This window comes from Halomonas salipaludis (assembly GCF_002286975.1).
GTDB classification, from domain to species: Bacteria; Pseudomonadota; Gammaproteobacteria; order Pseudomonadales; family Halomonadaceae; genus Franzmannia; species Franzmannia salipaludis.
Map to the genome: position 1 here is coordinate 168,134 of NZ_NSKB01000001.1, position 16,710 is coordinate 184,843.

Consider the following 16,710-nt stretch of genomic DNA (forward strand, 5'->3'; position numbering starts at 1 on the left):
GCGCGGGCTGGCTCACGCCTCGCCCCGGTAGACGCCAAAGTGGTCGAGACCCTGGTCGGTGAGGTGCAGTGCCTGCATGCGGCTCATCACGCCCTGACCGCAGTAGAGCAGGTAGCGTCGGCGTGGCAGCGTCGGGGCCCGGCTTGCCAGTTCGAAGAAGGGTATCGCCAGCGGTTCGCCATGGGGCAGTCGTAGCGGCGCGGCGTCACGCTCCTCGGGGTGGCGAATATCGATCACGGTGGCGTCGGCGGCCTCGGCCAGTGTGTGGGGCGTGGCGATCTCGTCGATCTCTCCCAGCACAGGGGCGCTCTCCAGCAGGCGATCGCTGCGCGTCATCTCGGCGGCGGCGATGGCGGCGTCGAGCACCGCCTGATCGAAGTCCGCCTCGGCGGCCTCGAGCTGGGCCGGGCTGGGGCGCACGTGGGGGCGCTGCGAGACCACGCCGCAGTACTCGGGGAGCCGTTCGGCGTAGGTGGCGGTGCCGATGCGCCGGGCGTCGGCGATGATCGCCTGCTTGTCGCTGGCGATCAGCGGGCGCAGGATCGGCCGCTCGCTGACCGCATCGATCAGCCCCAGGTTAACGAGGCTCTGGCTCGAGACTTGGGCCAGGGCGTCGCCGGTGATCAGCGCGGGGATCCGCGCCCGGGCGGCGACCCGGTTGGCGGCGCGCAGCATCATGCGCTTGAGCACCACCCCGGCCAGGCCGGCCGGCACCCGGCGCTGGATCTCGTCGACCACGCCGCCGAAGGGCACGCTGATGAAGTTGACCCGGTGCGAGGCGCTGTACTGCTGCCAGAGGTGGTGGGTGACCTCGCGCACGCCTCGTTCGTGGGCCGGACCGCCGAGATTGAAGAATAGGAAGTGGGTCTTGAGCCCGCGGCGCAGCAGCCGCCAGGCGGCCACCGGCGAATCGAAGCCGCCCGAGATCAGCGCCAGCGCCTGGCCCTGGGTGCCCAGTGGGTAGCCACCGAGGCCTGCCAGGCGCCGGCTGACCAGCAACAGCCGTTGATCCTTGAGCTCCAGGCCCACGTCGAACTCGGCATGGCGCAGGTCGACGCGTGCACTGGGCACGGCCTCGAGCAGGGCGCTGCCCAGGTAGCGCTCGAGATCTTCCGAGCCGAAGTCGTGCTGGCCGCGGCGCTTGACGCTGACCCGGAAGCGCCGGCCGGGCAGCGCCTCGCGCCATAGCGCTACCAGCCGCTCGGCGGTGGTGGCGAAATCGATAAAGGGATACGCCTCCACCACCTGCACCTCATGAATGCCGGGAATGCGCGTCAGGCTGGCTTCGACGGCGGCATGTGCCGCGTCATCAAGATGTGCCGAGGGGCGAACCTCCAGCGCATCCCAGTGGTCGGCGACCCGCACCTTCGGGTCGATACCACGCAGCGTATTGCGGATATTGGTGCGCAGGCAGCGCACCATCTCCTTGCGCACCGCGCGGGACTTGATGGTGATTTCGCCAAACAGCTTGATTCGATAGCGCATGCGCTTCACTTCGAGGAGACACGAACGCGTCATGGTAGCAATCCGCTGCCACGCATCGCCAGTTGGCTCGCCATGGTCTAAGCACTATCGCTGCGACTCTTAGCGAGGGACGCCGGGGGCAGGCCGATGAGGAGGTTCTGCGCCATGGGTGAGGAGGATTCCTCCGAACGGGCTGGCCATGGATGGCCAGCACCGGTCCTGCTAGCGGAGCAGGATGCGAGAGCGCTGCAGGGCGCAGGTAGCGCCCAGGGACGGTTTACAGCGCCTCCTCTTAGGCCTGTCGACGGATCAGTTCCGAGCGATGTTGATAGCTGGAGTAGCATCGGCTCAGGGCAGTGGAATCTCGTTGACCTTGTGCGGGCTGTGGTAGCCGCGCTGCACCGCCGGCCGGGCGGCGATCTCCAGATACCAGCGTTTGACCGCAGGGTAGGCGTCGAGATCGATGCGCTGCCACTCGAAGCGCGACACCCACGGCCACACCGCCATGTCGGCGATGGAGTACTCGCCAGCCAGGTAGCTGCGCTCATCGAGGCGCGTATCCAGCACCCGGTAAAGGCGCTGGGTCTCGTCGAAGAAACGCGTCTCGGCGTAGGCCGCCTTGCCAGGGTTGAAGTGCAGGAAGTGGTGTGTCTGGCCGAGGATCGGCCCCAGGCCGCCCATCTGCCACATCAGCCACTCCATTACCCGGTAGCGCGGCTCGCCGTCGGCGGGCAGAAAGCGCCCATGGCGCTCGGCCAGGTAGTACATGATGGCACCCGACTCCATGAGGGTGACGCCGGTGTCGTCATCGCGCAGGGCGGGAATCTTGTTGTTGGGGCTGACCGCGAGGAACGCCGGGGTGTGTTGCTCGCCCTGGGTGAGGTCGACCGCGTGGGTGCGGTAATCGAGCCCCAGTTCCTCGAGCAGAATCGAGACCTTGCGGCCGTTGGGAGTGGTCCAGGTCCAGAAATCGATCATGCGCGCAGCCTCGTGGCGAAGGGGATCGAATAGCCAGCCTCGCACAGTCGCGGTGAGCTGTCATGGTGACGATGTCAAACGCTGTTCGAAAAGTGTTGACGCAGGTTTGAAAGCGGTGATATTTAGCGCTACCGGCAATCCGTGCCGGGCCTATCAACGCTCTTCGAGGGTTCGTGAACATGCCTCTGCGCCGCTGTTTACCCATTCTTCTGGTGGCTGCTCTCGCCACCGGTTGTGCCAGCACTACCATTGCGCCGCGCTACACCACCGACAATCCCGATGTCCTGCGGATCGGTGGCGAGCGTCCGGCCAATCCGGACCAGCGTACCGAAAGCGCCGGCTCCTACTGCCTCGAGATCGCCGAGCGCTGGAACGACCACGGCAAGACCCCGGACGGTCAGGTGCTGTGGGCCAAGGACACCCTGCGCAAGGTGGTGCCCTGCCGCTGACTCCCTCGGCTGGGCCAGATATCAGCGACCCCGGTGTGACGCTCACACCGGGGTCGCTGCGTTTAGTATGCTGTGAGCTCCTCGGATCCTGACCGGAGCAATGCCTATGCCCACGATGCAACCCGGGAACCATCTGCGGATGCGCCTGACGCTGAGTTCACCGCTGGCGGCAGTGTTGCTGGTGGTACTGTTCCTGAGCGGCTGTGGTAGCGACAGCGACAGTCAGGTGCCGCTCTACGTGCTGGCCTCAGAGGGTGATGCCTACGATGGTGAACGCGTGGTCACCCAGGGCGTGGTGCGACGCTTCGAGGATCCACTGCACTACTGGATCGAGGATCAGGATCTCAATCGCGTCGAGCTGTTTCCCCATGATGCCGTCGCCGAGCACCTCGGAGAGCAGGTGCAGGTGAGTGGTACCTTTCGCCTCGACGAGCGCGGCGGCCGCCGCTTGACGGTGACGCGCCTCGAGGCGCTGGGCGAGTAGCGCCAGAGGCTACTCGCTTGTGGCAGGCGGCACACGTCGTTGCTCGGCCACCAGCAGCTCCTGGCGGCTGCCCGGCAGGCAGCCGTCGCCTTCGCCGGCCAATAGCGGGCGCAGGATCTCCTGCATGCCCTTGAGTACCTGCACCGGCAGTGCCGAGGTGAAGCGGAAGTTGTCGGCATCGCTGCCCGGGACGAAGGCGGTCAGAGTGCCGAAGTGGTCGTCGCCCAGGTAGAAAACGAAGGTGGCGGTGCGGTTGCGCGCCTGGGAGCTTAGTACCTGTCCGCCGCGCCCCACGGTCTCGAAGCGATTATTGCCGGTGCCGGTCTTACCGCCCATTACCAGTGGTGTTGCGTCGTCGAGGCTGAAGCTGCCCTGCAGGCGGCGTGCGGTGCCGCCCTCGACCACCTCGGCAAGGCTTTCACGCAGCACCGCAGCCACTTCCGGTTCCATGACCCGCTGGCCGCGGGTGCCGGCAGGCACCAAGCGCGTCTCGTAGGGCGTGTCGGCGGCGAAGTGCAGGTCGTCGATACGCAGCGTCGGCAGGCGCACGCCGTCGTTGAGAATGATCCCCATCAGCTCGGCCAGTGCTGCCGGCCGGTCGCCGGAGCTGCCCACGGCGGTGGCCAGCGACGGCACCAGGTGGTCGAACGGGTAGCCGAGCCGCGCCCAGCGTTGGTGAATGTCGAGGAATGCCTCGACCTCGAGCATGGTACGGATGCGTACGTCGCGCGCATGGCGGTGGCGGGTCTTGAATAGCCAGCCGTAGACCTCCTGGCGCTCGCTGCGGCTGGCGTGGGCGGCTTCGCCGAACGTCGCCTCGGGGTGGTCGAGCAGATAGCCGAGCAGCCACAGCTCCAGCGGGTGAACCCGGGCGATATAGCCCTGATCGGAGAGGTCATGGTTGCCCGGCGCATAGCTGCGGTAGAGCGAGGCGATGCGCTGCTCGCTCAGCGCCTCGTCGGGCAACCGCTCGCGGATGAAGGCGGCAAAACTGGCCTCGTCGGCCTCCGGGAACAAGTAGCGATGCACCGCCGCCAGGCGTGGCGCGGTGGTGCGCAGGCCGTCGAGGAACAGTGCCAGGCGCGCGTCGCTCTCCTTGCCGCGGTACTTGTTCCAGAAGCGCTGCAGGAAGACTCGGCCTTCGCGGTCGGCGAAGCGCTGCAGGTAGTCCTGGCGGCGCGGGTCCTGATCGTCCTCGAGCAGCTGGCTGCGACGCTCGTTCTGGTGAACGCTGTAGCGTACCAGGTCGCGCAGTAGGCGTACGAAGGGCAGGTTGAGGGATTCGCGCAGCGACTCGCTGAGGGTCGGGTTGCGGCCATTGTCCTCGCGGCGGAAGTTGCTGAAGGTGTGACGCCCGCCGCCGGTGAAGAAGGCCTCATGGGGGCTGGCCGAATAGCGACGCTGCATGGCGTCATCCAGCAGGCTGCGCAAGTCGAGGTCGGGGCTGGCGATCAGTTGATCGATGACCCAGCGGCTCAGCGCATCCTGGCGGTCTACTTCGATACTGCGCAGTGCGTCGCCGCTCTTGCCGGCGTGGCGCTGATGCAGTTCGGCGATTACTTCCAAGTAGGTGGCGAGCACGCGCAGCTTGGCGGTGGAGCCCAGCTCCAGCTTGCTGCCCTCGTTGATGTCGAAGGGCTGGCCGGTGTTGTCGGTCTGGATGCGCACCCGATAGCCGTCTTCGCCGCGCTCGAAAAGCGTAAAGCTGTAGTTGACCTCGGCGGTCACCTCGGGTGCCAGCAGGCGCTCACCAAACAGCCCGATCTCGCCGGCGAAGTCAGGATCGGCAAGACGATAGAGGTAGTCGCTGACCTGGCGCTGCAGGTCGCCGTGGAGGGTGGTGCGGGCCGCCAGATCGAGGCGGTCGAGTTCGTAGAAGGAGGTGCCGAGTAGGCTGCCGAGACGGCTGCGGGCGACCTGCAGGCCCTTGTCCTGCGCGACCTGCAGGCGCAGTGGGTCGCGGGCGAAGTCGCGGAAGCTGAGCCGCTGGGCCAGCGCCGCGTCGCGCAGCATGGGATCGACCACCTCGGCCTCGGCGAGGATGCGCAGGTAGCTGTCGGTGAGCCGTTCGAGGCTCTGGCGCCCGGTGGTCAGATACCAGGAAGGGCGCCGCTGGGCGATCATCAGCGCCACTACCTGGCGCAGCGCCAGGCCCTGCTGCTGCAGGCTGGTCGGGCCGTTGAAGCTGGGCACCAGCAGCCGGTTGAGGGCGTCGAAGTCGGCGTCGAACCATACCCAGAGGCCGTCGCCGATGCCGTGCACCTCGCCGTAGCCAGGCGCCGCCGACAGCGGCACGCTGTTGAGGTAATCCAGCGCCACGTCCTGGCGGGCGGCGAGGGTCTGCGGCCCTTGACGGTAACCGCGCACGCTGGCGGAAATCATCTGGCGCAGCTTCTCGCGGGCCGAGCCGGTCAGGCCCTGGGGTGAGTGGCGATACTTCTCGACCTGGGTCGCCAGAGTACTGCCGCCGGACGACTGGCCCGAGACATCCAGAGCGCGGCCCACCTGCGACATGGCCGCCTTGGCGAAGCGTGGCCAGTCCACGGCCGGGTTGGCGTAGGGCGAGCGGGTGTCGAGCAGTTCGCGATTCTCGATGAACAGCAGCACCTGCGGCACCAGCGGCGGGATGGCATCGAAATGCGGGTAGTGGCGCTGCGGATGACGAAATGCATACAGCGTTTCGCCGCGACACTCCTCCAGGGTCAGGCCGGCGCGAGTCTTTTCGGGGTAGGGGGGAAAGAAACCGCGCTGGGTGTACTCGAGCAGCGCGGGTGAAAAGCGCGCCTGGCGCTCGACCACGAAGTCGCTGGCACGCAGCCGCGCCTCGAACTGGGGCAGGCGGGTGTAGCCCAGGCGGATATCGAAGGGACCGTGCTGTGGAAAGACGATGCGCTCGCTGGGGCCCGGCGACAGGGTATAGGTAAGGGTGCCGGCGTAGCGCGACAGCTCCTGGGCCTGGAAATGCGAGGTGCGCGCTTCGGCGACCAGCAGCGTGGCCAGGCTGACCGAGACCAGCGCCAGCGCTATCAGCAGGGTATTGCGTAACCAGTGGCGGCGTTTGGCCGGCACTGGCAGCGGCACGAGCTCATCCTCAGCCGCTTGCGGATGTCCTGCGTCAGACGAGACGGTTGCGCTCATGTGCCACCCCCAGCGCCTAGGTGCCCCGACGAGTTGTTTTCGGCATAAGCTTCGCCTTACTTTGTAGCGTAGCCTGCACTGCAGGAAAGTGGATGGCTTTATTTATTCTTTCTCATGGTCGACACAGGGACGAGTGCTATGAACCACACCACGGCCGAGTCGTGGCGCTATCTGCGGGATGCGCCGCACCTACCGCGCGCCGAGGGGCGTATCGCGGCCATCGACCTGGCCCGTGGGGTGGCAATCGCGCTGATGATCGTCAGCCATGCGGTAAGCGGGCTGCTGGGCCTGCGCCTGGTGCCGGAATGGGGCATGGTGCCGGTGCACTTGCTCACCAAGTTCTCGTCGTCGCTGTTTATCCTGGTGTTCGGCATCGCGCTCGCCGTGGCTTTTCTGCCCCATGCACGCGGCGCCGGCTGGCCGCGGCGACGCCTCAAGCTGTGGCTGCGCGGCCTGGAGGTGCTGTTCTGGTACAAGGCGCTGACTGTCGTCGAGATGCTGCCGCTGTATGCCCCGGAAGATATTCTCGCCACCCTGCTATGGAACAACTTCGCGATCTGGGTCGAGATCCTCGGCTTCTATGCCATCGCCCTGATATGGGTGCCGTTGGCCCTGCCGCTGTGGGCGCGTGCCCCGCTGTGGAGTCGCCTGGCGGCGATGGTGCTGGTCACCGCGCTGGCCGCCTGGCTGCAGGGCGTTGACTTCGGTGGCAATGACATCCTCAAGGCGCTACTGGTCGACCATGAGGACCATTACGCCTGGGGGCAGCTGTCGCGGGCGCCGCTGATCATGGCCGGCCTGCTGATCGGCGAGGCGCTGCTACGCTGCTATTTCACGCCCGCCTGGCGGCGCCGCCTGGTGATCACCCTGCTGGGCCTGGGGGGCGCCATGCTGGCGGCGTTCTTTGTGCTCGCAGCCCTCGGTGGCGAGGTTCATGCTGCGCTGATGGCGGTGGCGCGCAACGTTGGCAAGCATCCCCCGGGGCTGGCCTTCATGCTGTTCAGCGTGGGTGGGGCGCTGGTGATTCTGGCGGCAGCGCTGGCGGGCGGCGAGCGCTTGTCGCGAGTGCTGCTACCCATCACCCTGGTCGGCTCGGACGCGCTCAAGGCGTTCATCTTCCATATCGTGGCGATCTTCCTGGTGCTGCGCTTCCTGCTCGACAGCTGGCAGGTCTACAGCTATCCCCAGGTACTGGGTATTGGCGTGGCGCTGGTGCTGGGGGCCGCCGGCTGGATCGCCCTGACGCGCTGGATAGGAGCCAACAAATGATACATCGCGCGATCTGCTGCCTGCTGCTGCTGCTGGCCAGCAGCGCTCTCCACGCTGCAGGCATGCACGCTGACTGGTACTACCAGGTCGACAAGCGCAGCGCCTGGCAGGCGCCGCTGGAGGCGCGCCTGGCCGAGCTGGAAGGTGACTTCCCCGGCCAACTCGGCGTCTATGTCCAGGACCTGCACAGCGGCGAGGCGCTGTCGTGGCGGGGTGAGCAGCACTGGTACCTGGCATCGCTGATCAAGGTGCCGGTGGCGGTGGAGCTCTTTGCGCGCCGCGACGAGGGGGCTTTGGGCCTCGATGAGCACATGACCCTGACCCGCAGCGACTATGTCGACGGCGCCGGCCAGACCAACTGGCAGGAACCGGGTAGCCGGCTGACGCTGCGCTTTCTGCTCGATGAGATGCTCACCGTCAGCGACAACACCGCCAGCGACATGCTGATCCGTCGGGTCGGCCTTGCCGCGAGCAATCGCCGTGCCCGGGAGATGGTCGCCGCGGCCGGCGGTGACCCCGACCAGCTGGGCGAGATCACTAGCCTGCTCGAGGTGCGCCGCGCACTGTTCGGCGAACTGCATCCCGGCGCCCGCGAACTGGGTGGCATGGACTATATCGCGCTGCGCCATAATGACGATCTCGCCACCCGCGTGGCCGCCTTTGCCGAGCGCCTCGGCGTGGCGCCAGGCGAGCTGGCGGTGGAGGGCTACGATGCCGCTTTCGACGCCTACCAGGATAGCGGGCTCAATGGCGGCAGCCTGATGGCATTCGGCGACCTGCTGGCGACCCTGGCCCGCGGGGCTCCCGGGCAGGCCGGCTTGAGCGCTGCCAGCCGCGAGGCGCTGCTGGCAGTCATGCAGCGCACCCGCTCCGGCGAGGCGCGGCTCAAGGCCGGGTTCGGCGACGACGTGATCTTTGCCCACAAGACCGGCACCCAGCATCGCCGCACCTGCGATGCGGGTATCGCCCAGCGCGGCAGTGACCGCCAGGTAGCGGTAGTAGCCTGCACCCGTGGCCCGCTGGCCGTGACGATCCATGAGCGGCTGCTGGCCGAGGTGGGGGCGGCCATCGAGGCCAGCGGCGTGCTAAGCTTGCCAGTCCCAACCCTAGACTGATGTTCAGGAGAAGTATCCATGGCCCGCGCCAGCGCACGTCACATTCTGGTCGATAGTGAAGATAAGTGTCTCGCCCTCAAGCAGGAAATCGAAGCCGGCAAGGACTTTGCCGAAGTCGCCAAGGCTCACTCGTCCTGCCCCTCGGGCAGCCAGGGCGGCGACCTGGGCAGCTTTGGCCCGGGGCAGATGGTGCCCGAGTTCGACAAGGTGGTGTTCAGCGCTGAGCTGAATCAGGTACAGGGACCAGTCAAGACCCAGTTCGGCTATCATCTGCTGGAAGTCACCGAGCGCACGTGACGCTGTTGTTTACCAACGGTAAACGCTGAGTTGAGCGCCGCGGTGTTTAGCGAGGGACGCCGTGGGCAGGCCGAAGTCAGGCCTGCCCACGGATCAGTCCCGAGCGACGTTTAATCGTGTTGGCTTGACGGTAATGGGTATTCGCTTTCGCTAAGGAGATCACCATGAATGAAGAAGCCTTCAATCTGAGCCTGCGCAAGTTTCTCAAGACCGTGGGCGTGAGTTCGCAGCGTGAAATCGAGCAGGCCGTCGACAAGGCCCGCGCCGAAGGCCGCCTGAGCGGCAACGAGTCGCTGCCGGCGAGCATGACGCTCAACGTCGAGGGACTCGATCTCACGGTCACCTTCGATGGCTCCATCGAGCTTGAATGAGCTGAGTCAGGCGGTACTGCCCGATGCGCTGGGCGCCGCCGAGCCGATCATCCGTATCAGCGGCCTCGAGAAGACCTATGCCGGCGGCTTCCATGCCCTCAAGTCCGTCGACCTGAGCATTCGTCGCGGCGAGATCTTTGCCCTGCTGGGCCCCAATGGTGCCGGCAAGACCACCCTGATCAGCGTGGTCTGCGGCTTGGTCAATCCCAGCGCCGGCGAGGTGCGGGTCGATGGCTTCGACAACGTGCGCGACTACCGTCAGGCACGGTCGCTGATTGGGCTGGTTCCTCAGGAGCTGACCAACGAGGCCTTCGAAACGGTGTGGAATACGGTCAGCTTCAGCCGCGGACTGTTTGGCAAACCGCCCAATCCGGCCCATATCGAGCGGATACTCAAGTCGCTGACGCTGTGGGACAAACGCGACAACCGCTTGATTACCCTGTCGGGCGGCATGAAGCGCCGGGTGCTGATCGCCAAAGCGCTGTCCCACGAGCCGCGCATCCTGTTCCTCGATGAGCCCACTGCCGGCGTCGACGTCGAGCTGCGCCGCGAGATGTGGGAGGTGGTGCGCCAGCTGCGCGACAGCGGCGTGACGATCATCCTGACCACCCACTATATCGAGGAAGCCGAGGAGATGGCCGACCGCATCGGCGTGATCAACGGTGGCCGGATCGTGCTGGTGGAGGAGAAGGCGGCGCTGATGCGCAAGCTCGGCAGCAAGCAGCTTACCCTGCACCTGCAGGTGCCGCTGGACGCCGTGCCGGCGAGCCTGGCCGGCTACGACCTGCAGTTGGCGGCTGATGGCAGCGAGCTGATCTACAGCTACGACGGTGCCGAGGAGGGCAGCGGCATCACCGCCTTGCTGGGTGATCTTGACGCTGCAGGCATTGCCTTCAAGGATCTGCATACCCGCCAGAGTTCGCTGGAGGATATCTTCGTCGACCTGGTCAAGGAGCGCCCATGAATCTGTATCCGGTGCGTGCCATCTACGCTGCGGAGATGGCACGCACGCGCCGCACCCTGCTGCAGAGCATCGTATCGCCGGTGATCTCCACCTCGCTCTACTTCGTGGTGTTCGGTGCCGCCATCGGCTCGCGCATCAGCGAGATCGACGGGGTCAGCTACGGCGCCTTCATCGTGCCTGGGCTGATCATGCTGATGCTGCTGACCCAGAGCGTCTCCAATGCCTCGTTCGGGATCTTCTTTCCCAAATTTTCGGGTAGCATCTATGAGCTGCTCTCGGCGCCGATCTCGCATATCGAGATCGTCATCGGCTACGTCGGCGCCGCGGCCACCAAATCGATCGTGCTGGGGCTGATCATCCTGGCCACGGCCGGGCTGTTCGTGCCGCTGGAGATCGCCCATCCGTTGTGGATGCTGACCTTCCTGGTGCTCACCGCGGTGACCTTCAGCCTGCTGGGCTTCATCATCGGCATCTGGGCCGACGGCTTCGACAAGCTGCAGCTGGTGCCGTTGCTGGTGATCACGCCGCTGACCTTCCTCGGCGGTAGCTTCTACTCCATCGACATGCTGCCGCCGGTGTGGCAGACCCTGACCCTGTTCAACCCGGTGGTCTATCTGGTCAGCGGCTTCCGCTGGAGCTTCTACGGCATCAGCGATGTCAGCCTGATGGCCAGCGTGGCGATGATCCTGGTGTTCCTGGCGCTGTGTCTGGCGGTCATCGCCTGGATGTTCCGCACCGGCTACCGCCTCAGGCCGTAACTCGCCGTGCCACGTTCCACTTTCTTCTTCCTGTCAGAATGTAACCTATGCCCGTATTGCAAAGCATCGTCCATCGCCTCGAACCCGGCAGCGACAGCGACCGCCTGGTGGTCAGCGCGGCCTCCGAGGTCCACCCCGAGAGCACGGTGATGGCCGAGCTGGTGGCTGCCATCAGCGATGCCTACAACCCCAAGCCCAAGGGCTGGGGCGCCTTCGCCGAGGGCGAGTCGGCGAGCCCGCTGGCCGGCTGGTTGAGCGCCTATCTCGACGCTGAGCGCGACTTTGCCGATATCACCCGAGCGATTGCCGAGCGGCTGGCCGGCCTGCTCGAGGACCGCCTCTCGGTGGGCGGCTATTTGGTGTTCGACCACAGCCGCCGTGGCGAGGCGGACAGCATCAGCCTGGCGCTGGTGCAGCAGCGCCAGGGTATCGGCATCGACGCCGAGCAGCGCGCGGTGCCGGCCGCCCAGCTCAACCTCGGCCAACTGACGCTGGCGGCGCGCATCAACGTCAGCCAGTGGCGCAGCGATTCACCCGGCGCACAGTACGTCTCCTTTCTCAAGGACCGCGGCGGCAAGAAGCTTGCCGAGAGTCTGGTCGAGTTGCTTGGCGTCGAAGAGAGCATCGATGCGCCCAGCGAAACCCGCACCCTGCTCAAGGCGTTCAGCGACTACGTCGAGCAGGGCGACTTCGACGAGACGGCCAGCCGCGAGAAGACCGACGCCCTGGTCGACTATGCCAGCGAGCAGCTCAGCCGCGGCGAGCCAATTACCCTCGATGAGCTCTCGGCGCTGGTCGACGAGCAGCAGCCCAAGGCGTTTTACGAGCATATCCGCCACGCCGACTACGGGCTGGCAGCGGAGATTCCGCCCGACAAGCGCACCCTCAATCAGTTTCGGCGCTTCACCGGACGCGCTGCGGGGGTCTCGATCAGCTTTGACTCGCATCTGCTGGGCTCGAGCGTCGAATACGACGAAGCGCGTGAGCGTCTGATCATCAAGACCCTGCCCAGCCAGCTGCGCGATCAGCTCCAGCAGCGCCAGAAGGGAACCTAATTCCGGTCATTATTGTCGCTAGTTGGAGACAGATAATGCTGGATGCCGAGGGTGGATTGCCTCGGCAATCGTTCACATGGATGGGGAGTATCATCATGCAACGCCTGTATTTCCTGGCACCCAATGCCGACACCACCTCAGATATCGCTGACGAGCTGAACCAGATGGGCCTTACCCAGGACGAGCTCCATGTGGTGGGACGCAAATGGAAGCCGCTGGAGCGTGAGGGCGTGCCGGTGGCCACCCTGCGCGAGACCAGCGACGTGATGAACGCGCCCAAGCGCGGTGTGCCGGTCGGCGCCGGCCTGGGGGCAGTGCTGGGCGTCGTGGTGCACTATGTGCTGGGGCCGAGCCTGATCGTGATCGTGCCGGCGATGGCCGTTTTCGGTGGCTTGTTCGGACTGTGGACCAGTACCATGGTTGGCGTCTCGGTGAAGGATGTGAAAGTCAGCAAGTACAGGCAGGCGCTCAATCGTGGCGAACTGCTGATGATTGCCGATGTACCCGGCGAACGCGAGGAGACCGTCAAACAGATGGTGCGTCGCCATCACCCTGAAGTGGTGATCGACAAGATCACCGCACGCGATGAGGCTCGGCCGGTCGGTAAGGGCCACTGATGGAGTCGTTTTTGCATGCTTGATTCGATTCAGCAATTCTTCCAGCGCGCCCTGGCCGAGCCTGAGGCCAGGGAGGATCGAGGTCTTACCCTTGAACTGGCCACTGCGGCGTTGCTGTGCGAGGTGATGCGTGCCGATTACGCCACCAGCGAGGCGGAACTCGCCACCCTGCGCCGCATGCTGGTCGAGCGCTATCACCTCAGCGACGCGGCGGTCGACGAGCTGATGGCGCTCGCCCGGCGCGAGGTGGAGGAGGCCGTCGACCACTACCAGTTCGTTAGCCTGATCAAGCAGCACTACGGCTATGCCCAGCGCTGCGAACTGGTGCAGCTGATGTGGCAACTGGCCTGGGCCGACGGCAGCATCGACCCGCTCGAGGAGCACCGCATCCGGCGCCTGGCCGACCTGCTTCACGTCGGGCACAGCGATTTTATCCTCGCCAAGCTGACGGTGCAGGAGGCGCGTGGCACAGGCAAGGACCAGGCATGAACAACGCGGCTTCATCGCCACGCACGCTGGGCGAACTACTCGAACGCCTGCAGCGCATCGATGGCCGTGACGGCCACGTAAGTCTCGATGATGTGCTCGACGAGCTGGGACGGAGGGCCTTCGGGCCGTTGCTGCTGCTGGCCGGTATCGTCACCATGGTGCCTATCATTGGCGGCATTCCCGGCGTGCCGACCGTGATGGCAGGCCTGGTGCTGCTGGTGGCTGTGCAGCTGCTGTTGCAGCGGCACGCCATCTGGCTGCCACGCTGGCTGCTCGACCGCAGCGTAACGCCTGCCTCGCTGCACAAGGCGTGCGCCTGGCTGGCGCGCCCGGCAAGACTGCTCGACGCGCTGCTGTACCAGCGCTGGGCAGCACTGGTCGGCGACCACGCCGTGTTGGCGATAGCGATCTGCTGTATCGGGGTGGCCTTGATGATGCCGCCCATGGAGCTTGTGCCATTCTCGGCCAACGGTGCCGGCCTTGCGCTGAGCGGCTTCGGTCTGGCACTGATGGCCAAAGACGGCCTGATGGCGCTGTTCGCCTTCGCGGTAAGTATTGCTACGCTGATAGCCATCGTTGCCGGGCTGAGTTGATCGAGCGCGCAGTCCGAACCCCTGACAAGGAAGCCTGCCATGGACAAGGTATACCTGATACTCAAGATCCTGATCACGCTGATCGTGGTGGTGCTGTTCGTGCAGAACATCCGCGTGGTCGAGGTCAATTTCCTGGCCTGGAGCCTGTCGCTGCCGCTAGCTATGCTGCTGGTGGTGGTCTATGTGCTGGGCATGGTCAGCGGCAAGAGCCTGATGGCGCTGGTCAGGCGCCTGCGCGCGTCGCGGCGCTGAAGCGCCGGCTACTCCACGGTGGTGATCACTGCATGACGTGGGTCGACGTGCCAGGCCACGCCGACTCGGTCGCTGTGCTCGAGCTCGGCGATGACCTGGCCGCCCAGCAGCAGGATGATGGCGCCGACCTCGAGGCTCAGCAGCACTACGATCAGCGTGGCCAGTGAGCCGTAGACCACGTTGACGAACGAGATCTGGGCGAAGTAGACCACCAGCAGCAGCCTGACCCCCTCCCATAGCAGCGCGGCCACGAAACCGCCTACCAGCGCGCGGCGTAGTGCGATGCGTACCACTGGCAGCACCTTGTACACGGCGCTGAACAGTGCAAACACACCAACGAAGCTAAACAGGTTCAGCGCTGCCTGTGAGAGTCCCGCCAGCGGCAGCTCGCGGCCGAGGATTGCCAGCCACAGGTCGTTGATGGCACTGGCCATCGACACCAGCAGGGTCAACCCGAGGATGCCGCTGGCGAGTACTAGCATGAAGGCATAGGGCAGCAGCGCTGACACCCAGGCGCTGCGCCGGCTAGGGTTGTCGGGCTGGTGGAAGATGATCGCCATGGCGTCTTCCAGCATGCGAAAGGCGAATGAGCTGAACAGCAGCAGTACCAGCAATCCCAGGGTGCCGATGGCATCCCGCGAGTCGACCAGGGCGCGCACCGCGTCGAGCAGGATATCGGCATGCGCTGGGGCCAGGTGCTGGGTCTGTACCGCCATCACCCCGAGCAGGTGCTGCTCGTCGACCACGCTTGCCAGCAGCACTGCCAGCAGCGCCAGCAGTGGCACCACCGAAAGCAGCACGTTGTAGCCAACACCGCCGGCCAGCAGGACGCCGCGATTGCGCATGAAGGCGACCACCACGCGCCAGGCGAAGCGGGCCAGGCGGGCTAGTAGCGGGGCATGCCAGCGGCGCGTGGTTTGCATCGATATCTCCTGATGGATGAGGCTCCTTGGCTATCCGTCGTCACGTGGTTATCGTAACCTGCGGCCATGCCTTGGTTTCAGGGTACTCTCCACCGCGTTCGCCATCCATCTGTAGGGAGCTTGACGATTGCACGACGCAGGACACATACCCGGAACCTGGCGCCACACCCTTGCGTTCACTCTTGCTTTCATTCTCCTCCTGGGGCTCGGTTGGCAGGGCATGCGCGTGCAGCAGGCGCTGCTGGATGCCAATGCCGAGGTCAATCACAGCCTCGAGTTGATCACCGTTATCAGGACATGCAGCTGACGCTGCAGGATGTCGAGACCGGTGAGCGGGGGTTCGTGATTACTGGCCAGCCAGCCTATCTGCAACCCTACCGGGAGGCCCGCGAGCGGATCGCCGATGAGCGCGCAGCGCTGCAGCAGCTGTTGGAGCGTCGCAGCGTTGCCGATCAGCAGGCGCTGGCCGAGCTCGATGCACTGATCGCCCGGCGCCTCGAAATCAGTCAAGCCAATATCACAGTGCGCGAGAGCGACGGACTGGAAGCCGCCTCGCTACGTCTGCTGGCGGCGGGTGGGCGCCAGACAATGGATCGTCTGCGCCTCAGTCTCGGTGCTCTGGAGCGCGATGAACGCAGCCGCCTGGCCGCGGACACCCAGCGCGCTGCCGAGCAGGCCGAGCGGGCGCGCTGGCTGGGCCTGCTCGGTGCGCTGTTGGCCGGCGGTCTGCTGCTGGCGGCGTTCATGTCGGTCAGTCGCAACCTGCGGCTGCGCCGTCAGCTGGCGCTCGAGGCGCTGCAGCGCGAGGCGCGCATGGCGGCGCTGCTCGAAGCGGTGCCCGATGATCTCTATCGGATCGTGCCCGGGCAAGGGGTCAGCCGCTTGCGCCAGCAGGATCCGGCAGCGCCGCCGGTGGACGCGGCCTTTGCCGAGGAGTTGCTCGCACGGCTTGGCGATGACGATGAGCTGCTGCATAGCTTTATGTGGCGCGCCGCCAGCGGTGACGAGTTCGACGTGCGCATGCTGCCGACCCGCGATGGCGAGTACCTGGCGGTGTGCCGTGATGTGACCGACCGCCTGCGCAGCCGGCAGCGGTTGCGTGACCAGCAGACTTTCCTGCGCAGTATCGTCGATGCCGACGAGAACCTGATCTTCGCCCGTGACGTCAGCGGCCGCTTTTGCATGTGCAACCAGGCATTCGCTGACTTTGTGGGCGTAAGCCCTGGCTACCTCGAAGGTCGCAGCGCCGCCGAGCTGCGCCACGGCCAGTGCCTGTTGCCGCTGATGGCCGGTGACAGCGAGCTGCTGGCCGGCAAGCCAGAGCAGCGTGCCATGGCCCTCGAGGTGCAGGACGCCGAGGGGCATACCCGCTGGCTGCAGCTGCTCAAGCGCCCGCTGACGCTGTCCGACGGCAGTCGCTACCTGCTGGCAGTGGCGGTGGATATCACCGGGCGGTGCGAGATGAAGCGCAGCGGGCAGTGGGGCGGCGAATAG

At 65.8% G+C, this 16,710-nt stretch carries 19 protein-coding genes; 15 read left to right on the top strand and 4 right to left on the bottom strand.

Annotated elements, in window-relative coordinates:
- Positions 1–12: 12 nt before the first annotated feature.
- Together thiI and CK498_RS00875 are read right to left on the bottom strand one after the other, a co-directional pair.
- Positions 13–1,485: a tRNA uracil 4-sulfurtransferase ThiI gene (gene thiI, locus CK498_RS00870; RefSeq protein ID WP_095618976.1), complete on the bottom strand. Its 1,473-nt coding sequence runs from the start codon at positions 1,483–1,485 to the stop codon at positions 13–15.
- Positions 1,486–1,812: 327 nt separating this feature from the next.
- Complete coding sequence (locus tag CK498_RS00875) at positions 1,813–2,442, bottom strand: glutathione S-transferase family protein (protein WP_095618977.1); 630 nt, start codon at positions 2,440–2,442, stop codon at positions 1,813–1,815.
- Between the two features lie 179 nt (positions 2,443–2,621).
- On the opposite strand from CK498_RS00875, the gene CK498_RS00880 reads away from it, so the two are divergent.
- Positions 2,622–2,891, top strand: coding sequence for a hypothetical protein (locus tag CK498_RS00880; RefSeq protein ID WP_095618978.1), 270 nt, complete (start codon positions 2,622–2,624; stop codon positions 2,889–2,891).
- A gap of 106 nt (positions 2,892–2,997) precedes the next feature.
- Entirely contained in the window at positions 2,998–3,375 is a 378-nt protein-coding gene (locus CK498_RS00885; protein WP_141246890.1) for a metal ABC transporter substrate-binding protein, read from the top strand.
- Positions 3,376–3,384: 9 nt separating this feature from the next.
- On the opposite strand, the gene CK498_RS00890 is transcribed toward CK498_RS00885, so the two are convergent.
- Entirely contained in the window at positions 3,385–6,456 is a 3,072-nt protein-coding gene (locus CK498_RS00890) for a transglycosylase domain-containing protein (RefSeq protein ID WP_229358917.1), read from the bottom strand.
- Between the two features lie 195 nt (positions 6,457–6,651).
- Here CK498_RS00890 and CK498_RS00895 point away from each other — a divergent pair, with 195 nt between their 5' ends.
- The 11 genes from CK498_RS00895 to CK498_RS00945 all read left to right on the top strand — a co-directional run bounded on the left by CK498_RS00895 (position 6,652) and on the right by CK498_RS00945 (position 14,293).
- Entirely contained in the window at positions 6,652–7,782 is a 1,131-nt protein-coding gene (locus CK498_RS00895) for a heparan-alpha-glucosaminide N-acetyltransferase domain-containing protein (RefSeq protein WP_095618981.1), read from the top strand.
- Entirely contained in the window at positions 7,779–8,897 is a 1,119-nt protein-coding gene (locus tag CK498_RS00900; protein ID WP_095618982.1) for a serine hydrolase, read from the top strand. Before CK498_RS00895 ends, CK498_RS00900 begins: the two co-directional genes overlap by 4 nt.
- Positions 8,898–8,915: 18 nt before the next feature.
- Positions 8,916–9,194, top strand: a complete 279-nt coding sequence (locus CK498_RS00905; protein WP_095618983.1) for a peptidylprolyl isomerase — start codon at positions 8,916–8,918, stop codon at positions 9,192–9,194.
- Positions 9,195–9,358: 164 nt separating this feature from the next.
- Entirely contained in the window at positions 9,359–9,565 is a 207-nt protein-coding gene (locus CK498_RS00910) for a DUF6494 family protein (RefSeq protein ID WP_095618984.1), read from the top strand.
- 28 nt (positions 9,566–9,593) lie between these two features.
- A complete protein-coding gene (locus CK498_RS00915; RefSeq protein WP_407645827.1) occupies positions 9,594–10,529 on the top strand; it encodes an ABC transporter ATP-binding protein in 936 nt (311 codons plus the stop codon).
- Positions 10,526–11,287 (top strand): ABC transporter permease, encoded by a 762-nt coding sequence (locus CK498_RS00920; RefSeq protein ID WP_095618986.1) that lies wholly within the window; start codon positions 10,526–10,528, stop codon positions 11,285–11,287. The genes CK498_RS00915 and CK498_RS00920 overlap by 4 nt, the downstream gene beginning before the upstream one ends.
- A 47-nt stretch (positions 11,288–11,334) precedes the next feature.
- Positions 11,335–12,342: a nucleoid-associated protein gene (locus tag CK498_RS00925; protein WP_095618987.1), complete on the top strand. Its 1,008-nt coding sequence runs from the start codon at positions 11,335–11,337 to the stop codon at positions 12,340–12,342.
- A gap of 95 nt (positions 12,343–12,437) precedes the next feature.
- The gene (locus CK498_RS00930; protein ID WP_176475677.1) at positions 12,438–12,959 is read left to right on the top strand and encodes a DUF1269 domain-containing protein; all 522 of its coding nucleotides are present in this window, start codon (positions 12,438–12,440) and stop codon (positions 12,957–12,959) included.
- Between the two features lie 15 nt (positions 12,960–12,974).
- Positions 12,975–13,448, top strand: coding sequence for a tellurite resistance TerB family protein (locus CK498_RS00935; RefSeq protein WP_095618988.1), 474 nt, complete (start codon positions 12,975–12,977; stop codon positions 13,446–13,448).
- Positions 13,445–14,041, top strand: a complete 597-nt coding sequence (locus tag CK498_RS00940; protein ID WP_095618989.1) for an exopolysaccharide biosynthesis protein — start codon at positions 13,445–13,447, stop codon at positions 14,039–14,041. The genes CK498_RS00935 and CK498_RS00940 overlap by 4 nt, the downstream gene beginning before the upstream one ends.
- A gap of 39 nt (positions 14,042–14,080) precedes the next feature.
- Positions 14,081–14,293: a LapA family protein gene (locus tag CK498_RS00945; protein WP_095618990.1), complete on the top strand. Its 213-nt coding sequence runs from the start codon at positions 14,081–14,083 to the stop codon at positions 14,291–14,293.
- Positions 14,294–14,301: 8 nt separating this feature from the next.
- Here CK498_RS00945 and CK498_RS00950 read toward each other — a convergent pair whose 3' ends face one another.
- Positions 14,302–15,216 (bottom strand): YihY/virulence factor BrkB family protein, encoded by a 915-nt coding sequence (locus CK498_RS00950; RefSeq protein ID WP_095618991.1) that lies wholly within the window; start codon positions 15,214–15,216, stop codon positions 14,302–14,304.
- 127 nt (positions 15,217–15,343) lie between these two features.
- Here CK498_RS00950 and CK498_RS26070 point away from each other — a divergent pair, with 127 nt between their 5' ends.
- Both CK498_RS26070 and CK498_RS00955 read left to right on the top strand, forming a co-directional pair.
- The gene (locus tag CK498_RS26070) at positions 15,344–15,523 is read left to right on the top strand and encodes a hypothetical protein (RefSeq protein ID WP_176475678.1); all 180 of its coding nucleotides are present in this window, start codon (positions 15,344–15,346) and stop codon (positions 15,521–15,523) included.
- The gene (locus CK498_RS00955; protein ID WP_176475679.1) at positions 15,514–16,710 is read left to right on the top strand and encodes a CHASE3 domain-containing protein; all 1,197 of its coding nucleotides are present in this window, start codon (positions 15,514–15,516) and stop codon (positions 16,708–16,710) included. Before CK498_RS26070 ends, CK498_RS00955 begins: the two co-directional genes overlap by 10 nt.